Here is an 18571-nt window from a genome sequence, read left to right on the forward strand (position 1 = left end):
ACAGCTTCAGCGACTGGCTGTCAGGAATGGACGCGGATCCTGATCCCGGCGATGGCGCTGTGAGAGGGCTGGTGGTTGATCGTCGGGGCTGCGTGGATCGAGCTTTGCTGTGTCCTCAAGGGCCTGGCGCAGCAGCCGGGCTGAATGAAGCGGCATATCGCGCGGAACGCAGATGTGATCCCGCAGGTCACGCAGCCGGACGGCACTGCCTGGAGGTGGAATGCATGCCGTCCCCTGGATCAGGCGGGTGAGAGCAGCACGCAGGGCCTGATCAAAGCCGCTGTTGGAGGGTTGGCGCGCCACCAGCACAGTCCGATGCCGCAGAACCCTGGCGAGGGCTACGGCCGCAGCATCCGGCGGCACGGGTGCAGACGTTTCGGGGTCGGGCTCACAAATGGGCCATGGACCTCGATCGACTCGACTGGCGATGGCCTGCTGTTCAGCCGTGCCACTGGGATAACAGCCACCCATCTGAGGGGGCAGATCGTGGGCGTGGGTATGGATGTCGCTCTGGGTCCCGAGATACGTGGGGCGTCGCTCAAGGGCCTGGAACCAGCGATCGATGGCTGGATGCTCCTGACGCAAGGCATAAGCCTTGTAGTAAAGGAGGCTAGCCGCCATCCGCTCGAAATAAGGCACGAAAACCAGGTCAGCCGTACTGAAGTCACTCAGCAGGAAGGGGCCAGGAGTGTGCTGCAGCTCTGCTTCCATGCACTGGGCAGCACGGCGAAACGCATCACGGCGGTGACTGTCGTCGTCGATGGAACGGCTCGGTGTGCAGAGCCACTGACACCAGGATCGAAAGATCTGGCGTTCCAGGCGCCGCAGGGGCAGCACAGTGGGATCGTTCATGCCTGGACCGAGTGGAGCAAAACTTGTTTCCAGAGTCTCCAGGATGCGATCGCTCTCGGTAACCAGATGTCCATCGATCTCCAGAGCGGGCAACATCCCCGAGGCAACCCGTTGGCGGTACCAGGACTCCTTCTCGCCGTAGCAGAACATCGTGACCTTGCGGATGCGATAGGGAACCCGCCGCTCCTCCAGCCACAGCCAGACCTTTTGACAATACGGACACCAGGCGTGGTGGTCGCGGTACAGGGTGACCCGAACGGAAGCCTCGGGTTGTCCGAACAGCCTCAAGGTCGCCTGGGAATTGGTCAGACCTTCAACAGGATCGTCCAGTGAAGCTGCAAGCGTCTCGAGGCTGAGCCAGTCAAGTGGCAAGCAGGCCTCGAATGGGATTGGCGAAAGTTCGGAAGGCATGACAACAATCATGGAGTATCGAGCCTCTACTCGTGACGCTCACAAAACCAGCCACATAATAAAAACACCCCTCAGCCCAAAAGGACTAAGGAGCGAACTGATCAATAAAGGAATTTTCAGTAAGCAATCAGATCAGTGAGCTTCAAATCAGTGAGCTTCAGATCAGAGTGACATCTCCGGATTCACCGGTCCGGATGCGAATAGCATTTTCGACGTTGGTAATAATGATCTTGCCGTCGCCAATCTCACCGGTCTGGGCGTTCTTGAGCAGAGCCTCCACGACCTTGTCACAGCTATCGTCAGTCACCACCAAGGTCAGGAGAGTCTTGGAGAGAAGACGTGCTTCCACCTTCACACCGCGATACACCTCTGTGTGCCCCATCTGTTTGCCGAAGCCTTGGACGGTGGTTACGGTCATCCCATTGATGCCCAGTTCCACCAGTGCGTCCTTGACGGGATCGAGCTTTTCGGGACGGATGATGGCCTGAATCTGTTTCAAGGCTTTGGCAAGTGGCTGGATCTCCACTTTGTCAGGGTCCGCCCGGAGGTGTGTAGCAAATGTTGCCAGATGCAACGGCAGATGCGACGAATCGCTGACACAGCTGCCGCTTGCATGGGAATCAGCCAGACGGTGTGGATTGAGGAATGACAGGCCCCTGGAGGCACGGATTGGCGATTTGGTAGCGACGGACACTTAGCAAAGGTGCCTTAACGAGCACTTTTGGACCTCAGGGAAGGGCTTCATGGCCTTCCACTCCCGTGCAGCCTCTGCTTTTTTTTGAGTCATCACGCTCCATGACAGTTGCTCCGCGCGCCCCCAGACGCACCGCCTCGAGGCGTCTGCAGGAGGCCAGTCTCATTGAGGCTCCGTCGCTGATTGTTCGCAGCATTCGGGGTCTCTCATCCCAACGCTCCCTCACCTGGCTGGCCTGCGTGCCACTGGCCTTGCTTGGTTTGGGCGTTTTCAACCTGTCGGCCCACGCGGCTGAGCTCCCTGAGCTCACGCCAGCGTTCCTGGCCAACAACATGTTCATCTTTGTCTGCGCGATCCTCGTCGTTTTCATGAACGCCGGTTTCGCCATGGTGGAGGCGGGAATGTGCCGGCAAAAAAATGCTGTCAACATTCTGCTGAAGAACCTGATTGTGTTTGCTCTTGCGGCAAGCGCCTATTGGTTGATTGGCTTTTCGCTGATGTACGGCGATGCGCTGGTTGATGGTTGGCTGTACTTCAACGGGCTTTTCTTTGATCCCGAAGTAACTGCTGAAATGGTCACCGAAGGCAGCCTTGTTCCTTCTGTTGACTTCTTCTTCCAGGTTGCATTTGCTGCTACGGCGGCCACAATCGTTTCCGGACTTGTTGCTGAAAGGATCAAGTTTGGCGAGTTTGTTGTTTTCTCGCTGATTTTGGTTGGATTTCTCTATCCCATTGCCGGCGCTTGGCAATGGAATGGTGGATGGCTTTCCAGTCTCGGTGGCGAAGCCGGGGGTTTCATTGATTTTGCTGGATCCTCGATCGTTCACTCCTTCGGAGCCTGGGCTGGCCTGGTCGGTGCAATCCTGCTTGGTCCCAGGATCGGTAAATTCGTAGGCGGCAAGCCGATGGCTTTGCCTGGTCACAGCATGGCCATTGCGACTCTCGGTTGCCTGATCCTCTGGATCGGTTGGTATGGATTCAACCCTGGATCCCAACTCGCCATGGATCAGGCTGTTCCTTACATCGCCGTGACCACCACCTTGGGTGCTGCTGGTGGTGCGATCTCCGGAACTGTCATCTCCCAGATTCGAGGTGGAAAGCCCGACCTCACCATGACCATCAATGGCATCCTTGCCGGTCTGGTCAGTGTCACTGCGGGATGTGACGGCATTTCGATGGCTGGTGCCTGGGTCATGGGCTTCATCGGTGGCGGCCTCGTGGTCTTCTCGGTTGCCTTCATCGACAGCCTGAAGATTGATGATCCGGTTGGTGCCTTCTCCGTGCACGGCACCTGTGGAATCTGGGGAACCCTTGCAGTTGGGCTGTTCAATCAGGAGAAAGGCCTGTTCTACGGCCATGGCTTCACCCAATTCGGCTATCAGATCGTCGGCGTCCTTGCCTATGGCATTTTCGCTGTGATCACCTCTTTGATCGTTTGGTCGATCATTGGTGCCATGTTTGGAGGCATTCGGGTGTCAGAGTCTGAAGAAATCGAAGGTCTCGACATTAGCGAGCATGGCATGGAAGCTTATCCCGACTTTGCATCTTCTGCAAAGTGAACTTTAAATTCCGATAATCCTCATTAGGGTTTCAGAATTTTGTTGATTCAATCACCGCTCCTGGGCTTGCTCTCCGGATCGGTGATTTTTTTTGTCGACAGGGGAGGCCCTTAAAGGTTAGGAGTTTCTTTGAATCAGGAGATAAGACACATGTTTCTTGATTCTCTTTTGTTGGGGGCCTTCTTCTCGCATTTTTGATGACATGCGCAACAAAGCATCAGCGATATGGTCTTTCCTATTTAGTTAGCCATCAACCATCAACCATCATCGTCTTCTAGCAGAAGCTGCTGAAAAGCGGCATACAGTTCTTGATTCTGACTCTTCAGTTCGGCTTCATGTCGTCCGGCTTTTTCGGTTGTTTTGCCTCGCTGCTTCCCCTGCCGCCCTTGCCGTTGTTGGCCGCTGGACCGGACTCGCCGATTGTCATCCAGAGCGTCTGCCTTCACGGGCTCAGGGTTGCTGGATGTCTTCACCTCCATCTGACGTAACCGATCCATGAGATGGGGCGGCACTGTCCCGTCGGGACTGACCCGCATCAGCTGGCGAAACAGTTCGGCCGGGTCCTCTTCGGTTTCAACTTGATGGCGTCGCTCACTGGTCGTATGGCCAGGCGCTGGCTTGGGCTGAGGCAAAGGCAGCGGCTGTGGTAAGGCTCGTCCCAGCTGCTTCAATCGTTCCAGGCTATGGGCATCAAAGCTCATGATGGTCAGCATCCCAGGGTGTCGCGGGTGTCGCGACCAGTGATTGGGTTGGTGCCGCTGGCTGAGGCACAGAGAGTCTTGAGCGCATCGGCGCGCAATGGAACATTGGTGAAGTCGGCACCATCGATGGCCACACTCTGAAAGCGGGTGTTGAAGGCAAAGGCATCTTCAAGCACCGCATCGCGAAGGTCGGTTCCATTGAAGACCGCCGAATCCAGAGTGGCTTCGCGCAGATCCGCTCCTCTCAGGCTTGCGTCCTGCAGCTTTGCGCCGAACAGGCTGGCGCCGCGGAGATCGGCTCCAGTGAAATCGGCATCGCGCAGGTTGGTGAGGTTGAAGGTGACACCACGCAGATCCGCTTCCCGGAAATCCGCCCCGATCAGCACCTGCTTGGCATAGTCCATCGCTGCTGGAGCAGGTGCTGCCCAACTCAGAACACCCAGCAGCATCACGATGGCGCTCAGGCATCCAGCCAGCAAGCGGCCCAGACGTTCCAGTTTGAGCCCTGCGGAGTGGCATGGCACCAGGTCCAGCAGGCTCGGAGAGGCTCCTTGGGAGGCCCTGGCCATAGCGAATCGACGGGTGGTCCAACCCTAGGAAAAGTTTGGGACGGTCTTCCTGCCGCGATGACACCGCTGGGGAACTCTGCTCAAGTCACCCCATGCTCTGGATCGATGGGACTCCACCGACGATGCAAAGCCTCCACCCGGGAGCGGGGTCAGGGGGCAGAGGACTGGGCGGCGTTGCTGCTGCAGCGACATGGCTGGACCGTGCTTGCCCGCAACTGGTGGTGCCGCTGGGGTGAGTTGGACCTGGTGTTGGCAAAGCCCCGGCGGTTGCTGCTGGTTGAGGTGAAAGCGCGGGGGCGTTCAGGCCGTGATGGAGGCGGTGTAGCGGCCTTCGGCGTGATCAAGCGGAGGCGTCTGGCCCGGGCATGGGCGTGCTGGCTGGCAGCCCATCCCCATCTGGGAGATCGGCCGGTGGAGGTGGTGCTGGCTCTGGTACCGCTGCCGGTGGGGCTGGATGCGGTGCGCTGGTTGCGGATTGAGGCTGGTCTGGGTTGAGGGTGGTCTGCTGGCAACCACCGCTCCTAGGGCGCCTGGGTCGGGGGCGGATCAGTGGTGTATTCCACCGAGCAGCGGTAGCGGGTGTTGTTGAATCCCACCCCGAATTCTTCGCAGCGCTGCCCTGTGACCGTGGCTCCGGCAGGGATCTGCTCCATGGCCCGCTGCAGGGCATTGGACTTGTCCCAGACCGATTCAGCGGTTGCACTGCCGGCCTGGGCAGGTGACGGCCAGGACAGCACCGTGCCGATCAGAGCGCAGCCGATGCAGATCAGGTTCGGAGGGTGGCGGAGCATGGACGATCTCTCGCAACGACGAGCAAGGCTTCTCTCTTGATAGCCAGGCTGGGCCTGTGGCGCTGCAATCTGGATGCTTGTTCCCGGCCTGCCATGACTTTCGCTGCCCACCGGGCGCGCAAACGCTTTGGCCAACACTGGCTGATCGATCAGAGCGTTCTGGATCGCATCGTGGCCGCCGCTCAGCTTGGGCCTGAAGATCGGGTCCTGGAGGTGGGGCCTGGACGCGGAGCCCTGACGGAACGGCTTCTGGCTTCGCCGGCGGCATCTGTGCAGGCGGTGGAGCTGGATCGTGACCTGGTTCAAGGCCTGCGACAGCGCTTTTCAGATGATCACCGCTTTCATTTGATCGAAGGCGATGCCCTCGTGGTTGCCTTGCCAGCAGCCGACAAAGTGGTGGCCAACATCCCCTACAACATCACGGGACCCCTGCTGGACAGGCTGCTGGGCCGCCTCGATCGGCCCGTGGAGCCGCCCTACGCACGCCTGGTGTTGCTGGTGCAGCAGGAGGTGGGAGAGCGGATCCGAGCCCGTTCCGGCAGCAGTGCCTACTCGGCGCTGAGTGTGCGGATGCAGTTGCTGGCGCATTGCCATTCGGTCTGCAGTGTGCCGCCTCGGTGCTTTCAGCCGCCGCCGAAGGTGATGTCCGAAGTGATTGCCCTGGAGCCGATGGCGGCTTCCGACCGCCTTGAACCCCGTCTGGCCCGGGCCGTGGAGTCGTTGCTGCGCCGCTGCTTTGCCGCCAGGCGCAAGATGTTGCGCAACAGTCTCTGCGGCCTTGTGGGTGACCAGGAGTTGCTTGCCGTGGCGGCAGAGGCCGGGATCGACCTTCAGGACCGACCCCAGATGCTCTCACCTGCCCAATGGGTGGCCCTGGCTACGGCCCTGGAGCCCTATGGCTCTCAGGTTCAATCAAGCGGAGGAGAATCGAGCTCCACTGAGTGCTGAACCCAGCTCCTGCAGACTCAGGCCAAGTCCACGCGGCAGATGCCGCCGCCGCCTGTTGCCATGGCTGAGCTCATTGTGCGGGCCCCCGCCAAGATCAATCTGCACCTGGAAGTGCTGGGTCTGAGGCCGGATGGCTTTCATGAGCTGGCCATGGTGATGCAGACCCTCGATCTGGAAGACCGGCTGTGTCTGCAGGCGCGCCCTGATGCGGAACTGACACTGTCGAGTGATCGGTCTGACCTTCCGAGTGATGGCAACAATCTGATTGTGAAGGCTGCGGATCGGTTGCGGCGCCACGTGGGTCGGCTCGACCTCGGAGCGTCCATGCGCCTGGAGAAACGGATCCCGATCGGAGCGGGGCTGGCGGGAGGAAGCAGTGACGCGGCGGCGGCCCTTGTGGGCCTGGATGCCCTTTGGAATCTGCAACTGAATCGCTCCGAACTGCTGGATCTGGCGGCAGAGCTCGGCTCCGATGTGCCTTACTGCCTGGTCGGCGGTACCCAGCTCTGTTTCGGGCGAGGTGAGCGGCTGGAGCCGGTGCCCTTGCCCGAGCCGCCGCGCCTCGGGGTGCTGCTGATCAAGCATCCCGATGTGAGCGTGTCGACCCCCTGGGCCTACGGGTTATGCCGCCTGCGGAGGCAGGCCACCTATGTGGAGGGTGAATCCGCTTTTGAGCAGCGCCGTCAGGCCCTGCGGCAGGGGCCACTGCTGGCGGCTCTGCAGGGCCATGGCCCTTGGCCGCTCTTGCGCAACGATCTCCAGACGGTGGTGGAGCCAGAGGTGGCCTGCGTCCGTGAGGGGCTGGTTCTGCTGCGGCAGGCCCCGGGGGCCGAGCAGGTGGCGATGAGCGGGTCTGGTCCAAGCCTGTTTGCCCTGTTCAGCACGGTGGCCGATGCGGAGAGGGCCCTGGAACACCTGGCGACACCACTGAGGGACGCTGGCTTCGAGGCCTGGTGCTGCCGCTGCAGCAGCTCCGGTGTCAGCCTGGACCCACTCGCCTGTGCCGACCGATGAGTGAACCCGAGGAGGCGACGCCCTCCACAACCACCCAGCCCCGCAAGGGCCCGCTCAGCTTTCTCTCGGGTGCCCTCACCAGTGCCCTGCTGGGCTGGCTCAGCCTGGGGGTGAGCCAGCGGGTCGTGGGGTACTACATCGACCATCCGCCCAGCTACGGCTCGGCGATGGCCCAGAGCATCGCCACCGCCGTGAAAACCCTGGTGGTGGGGATGTGCTTTCTGGCCACCTTCAGCTTTGGCTTCATCGGCCTGGGGCTGTTTCTGGTGTTCCTGCGCAGCCTGGTGCCTGCCGGAAGCGAGCAGAGTCCTTAAGCTCGGGGACCTCGCACGGTCTTCCCTGATGGTGGACCTGATCCGATGACTCCCCACGACCTGGGCCTGCTGGTCACGTTGCTGCTGCCGGGCCTGCTGCTCTCGGTGCTGCTGCTGAGCACCTTTGCAGCGGGCGGCTGAGATAAGTTGGCGCGAATCTGGACACCGCTTGGCAGTGGCTGAAACTCTTCTGTTCAACGCCCTGCGCGACGCCATCGACGAGGAGATGGCCCGTGACCCCTACGTCTGCGTCATGGGAGAAGACGTGGGCCAGTACGGCGGCTCCTACAAGGTCACCAAGGATCTCTACGAGAAGTACGGCGAACTGCGGGTGCTGGATACGCCCATCGCCGAAAACAGCTTCACAGGCATGGCCGTGGGCGCTGCCATGACGGGCCTGCGCCCGATCGTGGAGGGCATGAACATGGGCTTCCTGCTGCTGGCCTTCAACCAGATCTCCAACAACATGGGGATGCTGCGCTACACCAGCGGCGGCAACTACACCATTCCCACCGTCGTGCGCGGCCCCGGTGGGGTCGGGAGGCAGCTGGGCGCGGAACACAGCCAGCGCCTCGAGGCCTATTTCCATGCGGTGCCTGGCATCAAGATCGTGGCGGTGAGCACCCCCACCAATGCCAAAGGCCTGATGAAGGCCGCCATCCGCGACAACAATCCGGTGCTCTTCTTCGAGCATGTGCTGCTCTACAACCTCTCCGAGGACATCCCCGCCGGCGACTACGTCTGCGCCCTTGACCAGGCCGAGGTTGTGCAGCAGGGCAGCGACGTGACGATCCTCACCTATTCGCGCATGCGTCACCACTGCCTCAAGGCCGTGGAGCAACTGGAAGCCGAGGGGGTCAGCGTTGAGCTGATCGACCTGATCAGCCTCAAGCCCTTCGACATGGAGACGATCTCCCGCTCCATCCGCAAGACCCACAAGGTACTGGTGGTGGAGGAGTGCATGAAGACCGGCGGCATCGGCGCCGAACTGATCGCCCTGATCACGGAGCACTGCTTCGACGATCTCGATGCGCGGCCGGTGCGGCTGTCCTCCCAGGACATCCCTACCCCCTACAACGGTGCCCTGGAAAATCTCACGATCATTCAGCCCCACCAGATCGTGGACGCTGCCCGGCAGCTCAAGGCGGGCCTGATCTGAAATGGCACGACAACAGGGGTGGTTCGCCCTGATCCTGGCTTTGGCGATCGCCGCCGGAGCCCTTCTTGCCAGCTATCCCTTGCAGCTCGGTCTGGATCTGCGCGGCGGCAGCCAGCTGACCTTGCAGGTGCTGCCGGCCGGTGCCATCAAGACAGTCGACAAGGAACAGCTCGAGGCCGTCAAGGAGGTGCTCGATCGCCGCATCAATGGCTTGGGCGTGGCCGAATCCACTCTCCAGACGGTGGGTAACGACCAGATGGTTCTGCAGCTGCCCGGCGAGCAGGATCCCAGTCGTGCCGCCAAAGTGCTCGGCACCACGGCCCTGCTTGAGTTCCGCACCCAGAAGCCCGGGACTGAGCAGGCCTTGCGCGGCCTGCTGGCGCTCAAACGCCAATCCGAAGCCGTTCTACGCAGCAAAGAGCGCCGCACCGCAGAGGTCAACGAGCCGCCCACTGCCCCTGGAGCTCCGAACCCGGAGCCGCCGCCTGATTTCCAGGCCGACGAACTGGCCGATGCCATGCGCAGCATGGGCCTCACCGTTCCAGCCGGCAGCAGCGAAATTGACCAGCTCAGGTTGCTCCTGGAAGTGGTCAACAGCCGGGTTGTCGACCTGTTTGAACCCACAGGCCTCACCGGTAAGGATCTGGTCACTGCCGGCCGCCAGCAGCAGCAGAGCGGCGCGGGTTGGGAAGTGACCCTCGGGTTCAATCGCGAAGGCGGGGAGAAGTTCGCCACCCTCACCCAGTCGATCGCCGGCACAGGTCGCCTGCTTGGGATCGTGCTGGACGGTCGATCGATCAGCGAGGCCACCGTGGGACCTGAGTTCAAGGCTGCCGGCATCGCCGGTGGCTCCGCCAGCATCACCGGCAACTTCAGTGCCGAGGAAGCGCGGGATCTGGAAGTGCAGCTCCGCGGCGGCTCTCTGCCCCTGCCTGTGAAGGTGGTGGAGGTCAGAACGGTGGGTCCGTCCCTTGGGGCTGAAAACGTCCGTACCAGCTTGTTGGCCGCTCTCTCAGGCCTGGCTCTGGTGGCGGTTTTCATGGTCTGGGTGTATCGCCTGCCGGGCCTGGTCGCGGTGGTGGCCCTGAGCCTTTATGCCCTGTTCAACCTGGCGATCTACGCCCTGATTCCGGTGACCCTGACCCTGCCGGGGATCGCAGGCTTCATCCTGTCGATCGGCATCGCGGTCGATGCCAACGTTCTGATCTTCGAGCGGGTCAAGGAGGAACTGCGCCAGGGCACCACCTTGATCCGATCGATCGATTCCGGTTTCTCCCTTGCCCTGTCGTCGATCCTCGATGGGCACGTCACGGGACTGATCAGCTGCGTCGCCCTGTTCGCGCTCGGCACCGGCCTGGTCAAGGGTTTTGCCGTGACCCTGGGGATCGGTCTTCTGCTGAGCCTGTTCACCGCACTGACCTGTACCCGAACCCTGCTGCGGTTGCTGATGAGCTATCCAAGCCTGCGCCGTTCCACCTATTTCCTGCCTGCCACCCAGCTCCCCGGCACCGCCGCATGACCGCAAGCCTTGCTTCCCCTCCACCCCTTCGCTTTTTCCGCATCAGCCGGCATCGACGCGTCGCCTGGATCGGGTCTGGGGTTGCCTGCCTGTTGAGCCTGATCGGCCTGGCCATCTGCTGGTTCACTCCTTCCATCGGTGCACCCTTGAAGCCGGGGCTCGATTTCACCGGCGGCACCCAGATCCAGATCGAGCGTGCCTGTGATCCAGGCGCCTGCTCAGCGATCAATGGACAGGAGATCCAGCAGCGCCTGGCCCGGATCAGCCTCCCCAGCGAAGCAGAGGAGCAGGCACCGAACATCTCCAGCGTCGCCGTGCAGGTGCTGGATCAGGGCCAGTCCGTGGTGTTGCGGTTGCCCGCTCTGGCGCCGGCCCAGAGCGCTGCGGTGATTGAGGAGATGGCCGCGGATGTGGGTCCGCTCGATCAGGCCGGTACCTCGGTCAATACGATCGGCCCCACGCTCGGAGCGCAGCTGTTGCAAGGCAGCCTGATTTCTCTGCTGGTGAGTTTTGCGGCAATCGCGGCCTACATCACCCTCCGCTACGACCGTGTCTATGCCTTTCTGGCCCTGCTGGCTCTGGGTCACGATGTGCTGATCACCTGTGGGGTGTTCGCCTGGCTCGGTCTGCTCCAAGGGATTGAGGTCGACTCGCTCTTTGCCGTATCGCTGATCACCGTGGCCGGCTATTCGGTGACAGACACCGTGGTGGTGTTCGACCGGATTCGGGAGCAGAAATCCCTGATTGGCCAGTTTTCGCTCATCAATCAGGTGGACGTCGCTGTGGATGCCACCCTCACCCGCTCGCTCTACACCTCGCTCACCACGCTGTTACCACTGCTGGCCCTGATCTTCTTCGGAGGTAGCAGCCTGTTCTGGTTCGCTGTGGCCCTAACCATCGGCATTTCTGTTGGCAGCTGGTCGAGCATCGGCATCGCTCCGACCCTTCTGCCACTGTTGTCCCGTTGATGGAGACCCCAGTGCGGCGAGGCAGGGCAGGCCTTCTTGTCCCGATCGCCCTGTTGCTGTTCGCCCTCGCGGATCTTCGGGTCGAACTGCAGCTGTTGCTGGATCACGTGACCCTGACGGCACTGGGGTTTGCGATCCGGGCCCATCCCCTGGCCGTGTTGGTGCTGCTGCTGCAACCGTCGCTGTGGCGGCACTACCGCCGCTGAGTGTTGGCCAGCACCGATTCAGCCATCCAGCTCGCTTCTGCAGCTCCCGCTCCCGCTCAGTGAGATCGCTGGTAGTCAGCTGGCTCAATCGCTTCGCGGCCGGGTTCCATCCCAGCGATCCATGATCTCGGCCACCACCACCTCCTGACCGATCACCTGCAAGACCACCACCAACGGCAGGGCAATCAGCACGCCGGGCAGCCCCAACAGGGCTCCCAGGCAGAGCTGGGCCATCAGGGCCACGGTAGGGAGCAGGTTCACCGTTCGGCTGAGCAGCACCGGTGTGAGCAGAAAGGCCTCGCCGTTCTGCAGCACCAGCCGCAGCATCAGCACCTGCAGCACCTTGGCGGGCGAAACCAGCAGGGCCATGGCCAGGGGCAGCAGGGTGGCAGCCGTGGGACCGATGGTGGGCACGAACGTGAGCAGGGCACAGACCAGCGCGCTGAGCAGGGCCAGCGGCACGCCCAACAGGGAGAGTCCGGCCCAGGTGAGCAGACCCACCACTACGGCCGACAGGGTCATCCCGGCCAGCCAGCCCCCCAGGGCTTCGCGGCAGTCTCCCAGCAACTGCCGCATGCGCAGCCGGTAGAAGCGCGGGGTGGCCGCCACCACCAGTCCTTGATGGCTGCGGGGATCCAGGGCCAACAGGATGGCGAGCAGGACCATCAACACGAGCTGGATGGTGCTGTTGGCAGCACCACCGGCCACCCCGATCAGCTGGCCTCCGAGCGGTTGAAGATTCTCCCAGGTGCTGCCCTCCAGCAGTTGCTGTTCAAGCCGATCAAAGCCGGGCACGTTGGCGGCGAGCGCGGCCAGCTTCTGGGTCAGGGCGGGCAACAGCTGGATGAGGTCGTTCACCTGGGTGAACAGCTCCGGCAGCAGCAGGCCGCCCAACTGGGTGCCGGCCACCAGCAGCACCAGCAGCACCAGGGCAAGGGCTGCCGGTCGGTTCAGGGGCAGCAACCGACGCAGCAGCGTGATCGGGACGTCGAGCGCCACCGCCAGAACGATCGCGCCGAACAGAATCAGCAACACCCATCGCAGCTCCCAGGTCAGGAGGCCCAGCACGATCAGGGCGAGGGCACCGAGCAGGGTGCGCGAACTCATGGCGCAGCGGCCCTCTGCGTCTTCCAGGGATCAAGAATGTCGCGGATCACGATTTCCCGCACGATCACCTGCAGGCACACGGCCAGGGGCAGGGCCAGCAGCAGGCCCAGAGGGCCGAACAGCACCGTGAACAGCAACTGGGCCATCAGGGTGAGGCCCGGGAGCAACTGGAGCTGGTGGTGCATCACCGAGGGAGTGATCACGTAACTCTCCAGGTTCTGAATCGCCACATAGAGGCCAAGCACCGCCAGGGCCTTCCAGGGGCTTTCCAGCAGCGCCACGGACATGGGAAACAGGGTGCTGAGGGTAGGGCCCACATTGGGGATCACGTTCAGCAGTCCGGCCAGCAGGGCGTTGGCGGCCACCAGCTTCACCCCGAGCAGAGACAGGCCGATGGCCGCCAGAACCCCCACGCAGGTGGAGCTGATCAGGACCCCTACCATCCAGGCACTGAGGGCATTGCCGCACTGAACCAGAACGGCGCGGAACCGCCTCCGATAAAACGACGGCACCAGGAGCAGCAGAGCCTCTCGGTACGCCTCCGGCTGGCTGGCGATCATCAGCGCCACCGCCACCACAAACAGGGTCTGGATCAGGCCGGCGCCGACATTGCCGGCCAGTCCAAGGATGCGAACGGCGCCGCCGCTGAGATGGGAGGCCAGATCACCGGCGGGATTGGCCCCTTGCAGCCCCTGCTGCAACCAGGAGAGAGTGCCATCGCTTCGGCCGTACAGCATCCTGCTGGCGCTGTCCATGGCCTGCCGAAGCAGTTCAAGCAAGGCACGACCAGCCTGGGGAATCTTCTGCAGGAGCTCTGAAAACTGCCCCACGAAGGCAGGGATCACGGCGGTGCCGACGACCAGCACCACAACCAGCAGCAGTGCGAGGCTGAGCAGAAGTGCCAGTGGGCGCGGACAGCGCAATCGATGGCGCAGCTGGCCCACCAGGGTGCAGAGCGCCATCGCCAGCACAACCGCGGCGAACACCAGAACCAAGGCCTCCCGCAGGCTCCAGAGGAGCAGCAGGGAGGCCACCAGGGCAGTAAGCCCGAGCCACTGGCCGAAGGTCACGATCCCATCCTCTGCTGGTCGAGCCTGGCCTCAGCTGGGATCAGGAGTCCTCGTCCTCGCTTTCCTTGTCTTCCTGGCCCGAAAATCCCAGACCATGGCTGTCGGCATAGCGCTCAGCGAAGCGCATGAACCGCTCGAAGTCGGTGGTGTTCTTCCAGGTGTAGGTGGCCTCCAGGGCGCTGGCCTTGCCGTTCACGAAGCGGGCCTTGACCTCGCGGGTCACCATCTCGCCTTCTTCGTCCTGCATGAACATGCCGGTGATGTCGCCCAATGCTTCGGGTGCCAGGGCCTGAGGCTCTTCGAATACGAACAGGGCCTGCCCGGTGCGGCCATCGCGGGAGCGGGTCAGACGGATATCGGGCACCACCGGCTCATCCACACCACGGAAGAACTGAATGGCGGCACCCATGATGGCTCGGGCAAAAACTGATCCTAGGCAGACACTGGCTCGCTGCCCAGCAGGTGACTCTCCAGCCGCATGGCGGCATCCGTGTCGTTCAGGCCGCTGAGATCAAGCCGTCCCAGGCTGGGCGCAGGGTGACGATCCAGCTCGTGGTCGTAACAGCGGTCGTAGTAGTCGAGCATGGCCTTGCAGGCGCTGGCCCAGTCCTGGGCTGCGATCGCCTTCAGGGCAGCGTCCGTGCGCTGTGGACCCAGCCGCCGAGCGATCCGTTCGGTGGCCTGGCGCAGGCCGTCGGGATCCTGGAGGCCGTACACCGCCACCAACCGATCGATCCGTTCCGACTCGGTGCGCTGGATCTCCAACACCGGCGCCTGCAGCATCTGCTGCCAGAACGCCCGCGGAATCCGGCAGCGTCCCACCTGGGCGCTTTCGGCTTCCACCCAGATGGCGTCGGCGTTGCGTTGGTGCAGCAGCGCCAGCGCCAGTCGATTCTCGAAATGTTCGCTGGTCGGCTGTTCCGGTTGTCCGAGGCCGCCGAAGCTGCTGCCACGGTGATGGGCCAGGCCCTCCAGATCAATCACCGCCATCCCCCGGGCGGCCATTGCCTCCAGCAGATCGGTCTTGCCGCAGCCTGTACGTCCCCCCAGCAGCTGCAGCGGCCAGGGCTGCTCGAAGCTCTGCAGCACCCAGCGACGGAAGGCCTTGTAGCCCCCCTCCAGCAGGACCACCGGCAGATCCAGGGTGGAGGCCAGCCAGGCGACACTTCCCGAGCGCATGCCACCACGCCAGCAGTGCAGCCGCAGATCGGACACCTTCCGTGTTCCGCTGCAATCGGCGTTGGCCAGTTCGCTCAGCCTGTCTCCCAGGTCAACCAGCCTCGGACCGACCAGCTCCAGCCCGCGCCGAACCGCACTGGGGCGGCCCTGCTGTTTGTAGAGGGTGCCGATCTCGGCGCGCTCCTCATCGCTGAACAGGGGCAACGAGCAGGCGCCGGGGATGTGGCCCTGGCGGAACTCGCCGGGGCTGCGCACATCCACCACCGGTCCAGACGCCGCCAGAAAGGCAATGACCGGCAGTGCCGCAGGCTCTGCGGAGGTGCTGGCGATCCCAGGCAGCACCGTGGGATGCAGGTCAGAGGATCGGCTGTCGCGGAGGCTCATGGCGGTGGGGCGCTGCGCGTCATCAGACCCGACTGACATAGTGGGCCAACACTGGCTCCCCTTCTGGCTGGTTCCCCACCATGCTCTCCGGTTCCCCGGTTTCCGTCGCCGCCAGTGCGGCGCCAGATCAGCTGCTGGAGCGCTTCCTCTCCGCCTCCCCGCGTCAACGGCGCAGCCTGCTGGGCCAGCTTGAGAGCCGCGCCTCCGAGCTGGCTCCGCTGATCGGTGACCGCCTTGATGGCTGGGATGCCACCGGTGACGACTGGGCCCTGGGTTTTCTGCTGCAACTCCTGCTCAAGGCGAGCGATCAGGAGCTGCGTGAGCAGGTGCTGGCCCGCTATCCGGACGGCTGGCTGGCGGTGACCAGCGGTGCAGGGCTGGACTACGCCCCTCTGCAGCGCCATCTGATGCTGCAGGACTTCGAGGCGGCCGATCGGATCACCAGTGAGCTGTTGCGCCAGCTTGCCGGCAGCGGCGCCATGCAACGGGGCTACGTGTATTACAGCGAGGTGCCAGCGATCGCGGGCGTGGACCTGGAGAGCCTCGATCGGCTCTGGCTGGTCTATTCACGCGGTCGCTTCGGTTTCTCCGTTCAGGGTCGCCTGCTGGCCGCCTGTGGCGGTCGCTGGGAGCTGCTCTGGCCACGCCTGGGCTGGAAGCACGAGGGCCTCTGGACACGCTATCCAGGCTCCTTCACCTGGTCGATCGAGGCGCCCGAGGGACACATGCCCCTGGTCAACCAGTTGCGAGGGGTGCGGCTGATGGATGCACTGTTGCGCCATCCCGCCCTGCGGCAGCGCATCGAGAAGGCCGCGGGGTAGGGTCAATTCCGGCAGCTGCGGATCCTGATCTGTTGGCGTTGCGTTGGTCCGATTTCATCACTCCCTCCACATTGCAGCTGGCTCCGCTGGTGGAGTTGTTGCTGGAGCCGGTGCGCTGCGAGCGCACCCTGGCTGAGTTGCACCTGGGTCTCCAGGAGGCCCTGGTCAATGCCGTGCGCCATGGCAACGGCTGTGATCCGCGCAAATGCCTGCGGATTCGCCGCATCCAGACGCCGCGCTGGCTGGTCTGGCAGGTGCAGGATGAGGGACCTGGTGTGCCGGCAGGCCATCGCGGCCACGCCTTGCCTGACCACGAGGACACCCCCTGCGGCCGGGGCCTGTTCCTGATCCACCATTGCTTTGATGATGTGCGCTGGAGCGGTCGCGGGAACCGCCTCCAACTGGCCGTTCGGCGCTCCCGCTTCAACGCCCGTGGCTTGGACAGCCCGGATCACTGATCTCCTGACGCAGCCAGGCCAGGCCATGCTCCAACAACGCGATCGCCCGCTCCCGCGCTGCGGTTGAGCTGGTCGAGGCCGGGCTGTCCTCTCCGAGCAGCTGCACCAGGGCCGCCGCAATCTGCTCCGCGCCACGGCGCGGCCGTTGGGCCTTGAGGGCGTGCCAGTCGCGATCTCCGATGCTGAGGCTGCGATGCAGAGCCACGGCTTGCTCCAGGGCCTGCGGGGGCCAGTCCCGTTTCACAGCAGCTGACTGGGTCACTGGACAACACACAACGGCGGCGCCCATCCTGGCGGGATGCCTCACCCCACGCGCCGCACCCGCCCGATCGGTGCCCTGCATCAGCTGGCTGCCGTGCTCACCATGGCCAGTGCAGCTCCTCGGCAGCTCGGACAGGCTGCCTGGCAACGTCGCCAACGGCAACGGCTCGCCATTGCCCAGCGCCTGCTCGATCCCCTGCCCCAGGGGCTGCGGCAACCCCAGGCTGGACGCCACTTCTGGGTCGGCCTGAGGGGAGCCGGTGCCGGCCTGATCCTGGCCTGGTGGCTCCAACGCTGAGCTGCACCCGCCAGACGGCGATTCGGCTCAGAGCGGTTTGCGGGCGGTCCAGACGCGGGTCATGAAATGGGATTCGGCAGCAATGTCTTCGAATCCGGCCTCCGTCAGCCGTGCGTCGATGTCGTCCTCGATGTAGTGCCGGAAGTAAGGCTCGTGGAAGACCCGCCGGAAATTCTCCATCGGCGCGGCGAACTCCGGCGAATCGTTCAGCTGCACCGAATCCGCCAGCACCAGCACGCCACCGGGCTCCAGCACCCGCTGGATCTCGTAGAGCACGGCCTGCCTTGCCGACCCCGGCAACTCATGCAGCAGAAACACGCAGGTGGCGCCCTGCAGGCTGGCCTCAGCGAAGGGCAGCGTTTCGGCATTGCCCTGGATCAGCTGGGGCAGCTCGCCAGGCAGCTCGGCGAGCCAGCGATTGGCCTGCCGCAGGTAAGCGGTGGAAAGATCGATGCCGATCAACTGGGCCTTGGGCAGGGCACCACGCAGCTGGCGCAGGGTGCGACCGGTACCGGTGGCCACGTCGAGCACCCGCAGGCAGCCCGGGGGCCGATCGGTGAAGGCCTTGAGGCCCTGAACCAGGGGGCCGAGGACCCGTCGCCGCATCGGATCGGCGGTGCCGTTGAACAACAGCTCCACCTGCAGGTCATACAGGGCGGCGGAGTGGTCGCTGAGGTAACCGTCGGTCTGGTGATGGAAATTCTGGAGGTAGTAGTCCGGGTAGGCAGCGGGATCGATGGTGCGAGGCAGGTCGCGCACCTTCCGCTCCCGGCGGCGGGTCCAGGTGGCCGGAATATCGAGCCAGATCAGCGGGTACCGGCTGGCCCAGTCAAGCCAGGGGGCATCGAACAGCAGGGAGGCCGGATAGAGGCCCTGTTCCGCTTCCTGCCAGTCCCGATCCAGCAGACGTTGCATCGATGCCTGCAGCATGGCCAGCAGGGCCGGTGGCACCGGCACCGTGCGGGCGCTGACCTCAGGACTGATCAGGTCCATGAGGCGGCTGCTCACTTCCTTGTGGGCCAGCCCGACCAGACTCTTGCCCTGCTGCAGGGTGTGATAAGCCAGCTTGCTGAGCTGATCGGACATGGAAGGGCCGAAGCGACAACGTCTGGGTGCATTCCAACGGATTGGAATGCTCATCCGTGAGCCAGGATCCTGATCAGCTTCGCGATCGGATCCGTTCCTGAGACCTGATCCGTACACCTGATCCGTTTTGAGATCTGCTCAGACTTGCGCTCTGCAATGCCCTGGGATGCGAGGTTTCCTGCGATGCCATCAAGCCTCAGGC

The 18571-nt window shown here is 63.4% G+C and carries 23 protein-coding genes; 12 read left to right on the plus strand and 11 right to left on the minus strand.

What is annotated here, in order from left to right; genetic code table 11:
- Nucleotides 1–6: 6 nt before the first annotated feature.
- Nucleotides 7–1263, minus strand: a complete 1257-nt coding sequence (locus tag H8F24_RS15410; protein WP_197170164.1) for a glutathione S-transferase family protein — start codon at nucleotides 1261–1263, stop codon at nucleotides 7–9.
- Between the two features lie 157 nt (nucleotides 1264–1420).
- Nucleotides 1421–1762, minus strand: a complete 342-nt coding sequence (locus H8F24_RS15415; protein WP_197172415.1) for a P-II family nitrogen regulator — start codon at nucleotides 1760–1762, stop codon at nucleotides 1421–1423.
- A 296-nt stretch (nucleotides 1763–2058) separates the two neighbouring features.
- Between H8F24_RS15415 and H8F24_RS15420 the strand changes: the two genes are divergently transcribed.
- Complete coding sequence (locus tag H8F24_RS15420) at nucleotides 2059–3516, plus strand: ammonium transporter (protein WP_197155279.1); 1458 nt, start codon at nucleotides 2059–2061, stop codon at nucleotides 3514–3516.
- Nucleotides 3517–3773: 257 nt separating this feature from the next.
- Here the strand turns inward: H8F24_RS15420 and H8F24_RS15425 are convergent, their stop codons facing one another.
- Together H8F24_RS15425 and H8F24_RS15430 are read right to left on the minus strand one after the other, a co-directional pair.
- Nucleotides 3774–4217, minus strand: coding sequence for a hypothetical protein (locus H8F24_RS15425; RefSeq protein WP_197159256.1), 444 nt, complete (start codon nucleotides 4215–4217; stop codon nucleotides 3774–3776).
- Nucleotides 4218–4222: 5 nt separating this feature from the next.
- Nucleotides 4223–4666, minus strand: coding sequence for a pentapeptide repeat-containing protein (locus tag H8F24_RS15430; protein ID WP_197172418.1), 444 nt, complete (start codon nucleotides 4664–4666; stop codon nucleotides 4223–4225).
- 225 nt (nucleotides 4667–4891) lie between these two features.
- Between H8F24_RS15430 and H8F24_RS15435 the strand changes: the two genes are divergently transcribed.
- Nucleotides 4892–5281 carry a YraN family protein gene (locus H8F24_RS15435; protein ID WP_197170165.1) on the plus strand — a complete coding sequence of 130 codons (390 nt, stop codon included), beginning with the start codon at nucleotides 4892–4894 and terminating at the stop codon, nucleotides 5279–5281.
- Nucleotides 5282–5307: 26 nt separating this feature from the next.
- On the opposite strand, the gene H8F24_RS15440 is transcribed toward H8F24_RS15435, so the two are convergent.
- Nucleotides 5308–5577, minus strand: coding sequence for a hypothetical protein (locus H8F24_RS15440; RefSeq protein WP_197155283.1), 270 nt, complete (start codon nucleotides 5575–5577; stop codon nucleotides 5308–5310).
- A 93-nt stretch (nucleotides 5578–5670) separates the two neighbouring features.
- Here H8F24_RS15440 and rsmA point away from each other — a divergent pair, with 93 nt between their 5' ends.
- The 7 genes from rsmA to H8F24_RS15475 all read left to right on the plus strand — a co-directional run bounded on the left by rsmA (nucleotide 5671) and on the right by H8F24_RS15475 (nucleotide 11705).
- Complete coding sequence (gene rsmA, locus H8F24_RS15445; protein WP_197170166.1) at nucleotides 5671–6525, plus strand: 16S rRNA (adenine(1518)-N(6)/adenine(1519)-N(6))-dimethyltransferase RsmA; 855 nt, start codon at nucleotides 5671–5673, stop codon at nucleotides 6523–6525.
- Nucleotides 6526–6585: 60 nt separating this feature from the next.
- On the plus strand, nucleotides 6586–7539 hold the full coding sequence (gene ispE, locus H8F24_RS15450) for a 4-(cytidine 5'-diphospho)-2-C-methyl-D-erythritol kinase (protein ID WP_197170167.1): 954 nt from the start codon (nucleotides 6586–6588) through the stop codon (nucleotides 7537–7539).
- Nucleotides 7536–7853 (plus strand): DUF3082 domain-containing protein, encoded by a 318-nt coding sequence (locus H8F24_RS15455; protein WP_197170168.1) that lies wholly within the window; start codon nucleotides 7536–7538, stop codon nucleotides 7851–7853. The genes ispE and H8F24_RS15455 overlap by 4 nt, the downstream gene beginning before the upstream one ends.
- Nucleotides 7854–8028: 175 nt before the next feature.
- The gene (locus tag H8F24_RS15460; protein WP_197170169.1) at nucleotides 8029–9012 is read left to right on the plus strand and encodes a pyruvate dehydrogenase complex E1 component subunit beta; all 984 of its coding nucleotides are present in this window, start codon (nucleotides 8029–8031) and stop codon (nucleotides 9010–9012) included.
- Between the two features lies 1 nt (nucleotide 9013).
- On the plus strand, nucleotides 9014–10531 hold the full coding sequence (secD, locus tag H8F24_RS15465; protein WP_197170170.1) for a protein translocase subunit SecD: 1518 nt from the start codon (nucleotides 9014–9016) through the stop codon (nucleotides 10529–10531).
- Nucleotides 10528–11499: a protein translocase subunit SecF gene (secF, locus tag H8F24_RS15470; protein WP_197170171.1), complete on the plus strand. Its 972-nt coding sequence runs from the start codon at nucleotides 10528–10530 to the stop codon at nucleotides 11497–11499. The genes secD and secF overlap by 4 nt, the downstream gene beginning before the upstream one ends.
- Complete coding sequence (locus tag H8F24_RS15475; protein WP_197155314.1) at nucleotides 11499–11705, plus strand: hypothetical protein; 207 nt, start codon at nucleotides 11499–11501, stop codon at nucleotides 11703–11705. The genes secF and H8F24_RS15475 overlap by 1 nt, the downstream gene beginning before the upstream one ends.
- A gap of 84 nt (nucleotides 11706–11789) precedes the next feature.
- Here H8F24_RS15475 and H8F24_RS15480 read toward each other — a convergent pair whose 3' ends face one another.
- Genes H8F24_RS15480 through mnmH form a run of 4 tightly spaced genes read right to left on the minus strand, consistent with a single transcriptional unit; the run spans nucleotide 11790 to nucleotide 15445 of the window.
- Nucleotides 11790–12812, minus strand: a complete 1023-nt coding sequence (locus tag H8F24_RS15480) for an AI-2E family transporter (protein ID WP_197155316.1) — start codon at nucleotides 12810–12812, stop codon at nucleotides 11790–11792.
- Nucleotides 12809–13882: an AI-2E family transporter gene (locus tag H8F24_RS15485; RefSeq protein WP_197170172.1), complete on the minus strand. Its 1074-nt coding sequence runs from the start codon at nucleotides 13880–13882 to the stop codon at nucleotides 12809–12811. The genes H8F24_RS15480 and H8F24_RS15485 overlap by 4 nt, the downstream gene beginning before the upstream one ends.
- A gap of 40 nt (nucleotides 13883–13922) precedes the next feature.
- Nucleotides 13923–14291 (minus strand): photosystem II reaction center protein Psb28, encoded by a 369-nt coding sequence (gene psb28 / locus H8F24_RS15490; protein WP_197155328.1) that lies wholly within the window; start codon nucleotides 14289–14291, stop codon nucleotides 13923–13925.
- Between the two features lie 23 nt (nucleotides 14292–14314).
- A complete protein-coding gene (mnmH, locus tag H8F24_RS15495; protein ID WP_197170173.1) occupies nucleotides 14315–15445 on the minus strand; it encodes a tRNA 2-selenouridine(34) synthase MnmH in 1131 nt (376 codons plus the stop codon).
- A gap of 80 nt (nucleotides 15446–15525) precedes the next feature.
- On the opposite strand from mnmH, the gene H8F24_RS15500 reads away from it, so the two are divergent.
- Nucleotides 15526–16266, plus strand: a complete 741-nt coding sequence (locus H8F24_RS15500; RefSeq protein WP_197170174.1) for a GUN4 domain-containing protein — start codon at nucleotides 15526–15528, stop codon at nucleotides 16264–16266.
- A 32-nt stretch (nucleotides 16267–16298) separates the two neighbouring features.
- The gene (locus H8F24_RS15505; RefSeq protein ID WP_197170175.1) at nucleotides 16299–16724 is read left to right on the plus strand and encodes an ATP-binding protein; all 426 of its coding nucleotides are present in this window, start codon (nucleotides 16299–16301) and stop codon (nucleotides 16722–16724) included.
- Here H8F24_RS15505 and H8F24_RS15510 read toward each other — a convergent pair.
- Nucleotides 16690–16986, minus strand: coding sequence for a DUF6439 family protein (locus H8F24_RS15510; RefSeq protein ID WP_231597886.1), 297 nt, complete (start codon nucleotides 16984–16986; stop codon nucleotides 16690–16692). The two genes, H8F24_RS15505 and H8F24_RS15510, sit on opposite strands and share 35 nt — an antisense overlap.
- Nucleotides 16987–17022: 36 nt before the next feature.
- Here H8F24_RS15510 and H8F24_RS15515 point away from each other — a divergent pair, with 36 nt between their 5' ends.
- Nucleotides 17023–17283 carry a hypothetical protein gene (locus tag H8F24_RS15515; protein ID WP_197155343.1) on the plus strand — a complete coding sequence of 87 codons (261 nt, stop codon included), beginning with the start codon at nucleotides 17023–17025 and terminating at the stop codon, nucleotides 17281–17283.
- A 27-nt stretch (nucleotides 17284–17310) separates the two neighbouring features.
- Here H8F24_RS15515 and H8F24_RS15520 read toward each other — a convergent pair whose 3' ends face one another.
- Nucleotides 17311–18369, minus strand: a complete 1059-nt coding sequence (locus H8F24_RS15520) for a class I SAM-dependent methyltransferase (protein WP_197170176.1) — start codon at nucleotides 18367–18369, stop codon at nucleotides 17311–17313.
- Nucleotides 18370–18571 lie beyond the last annotated feature (202 nt).

The organism is Synechococcus sp. CBW1002 (assembly GCF_015840915.1).
GTDB lineage: Bacteria > Cyanobacteriota > Cyanobacteriia > PCC-6307 > Cyanobiaceae > CBW1002.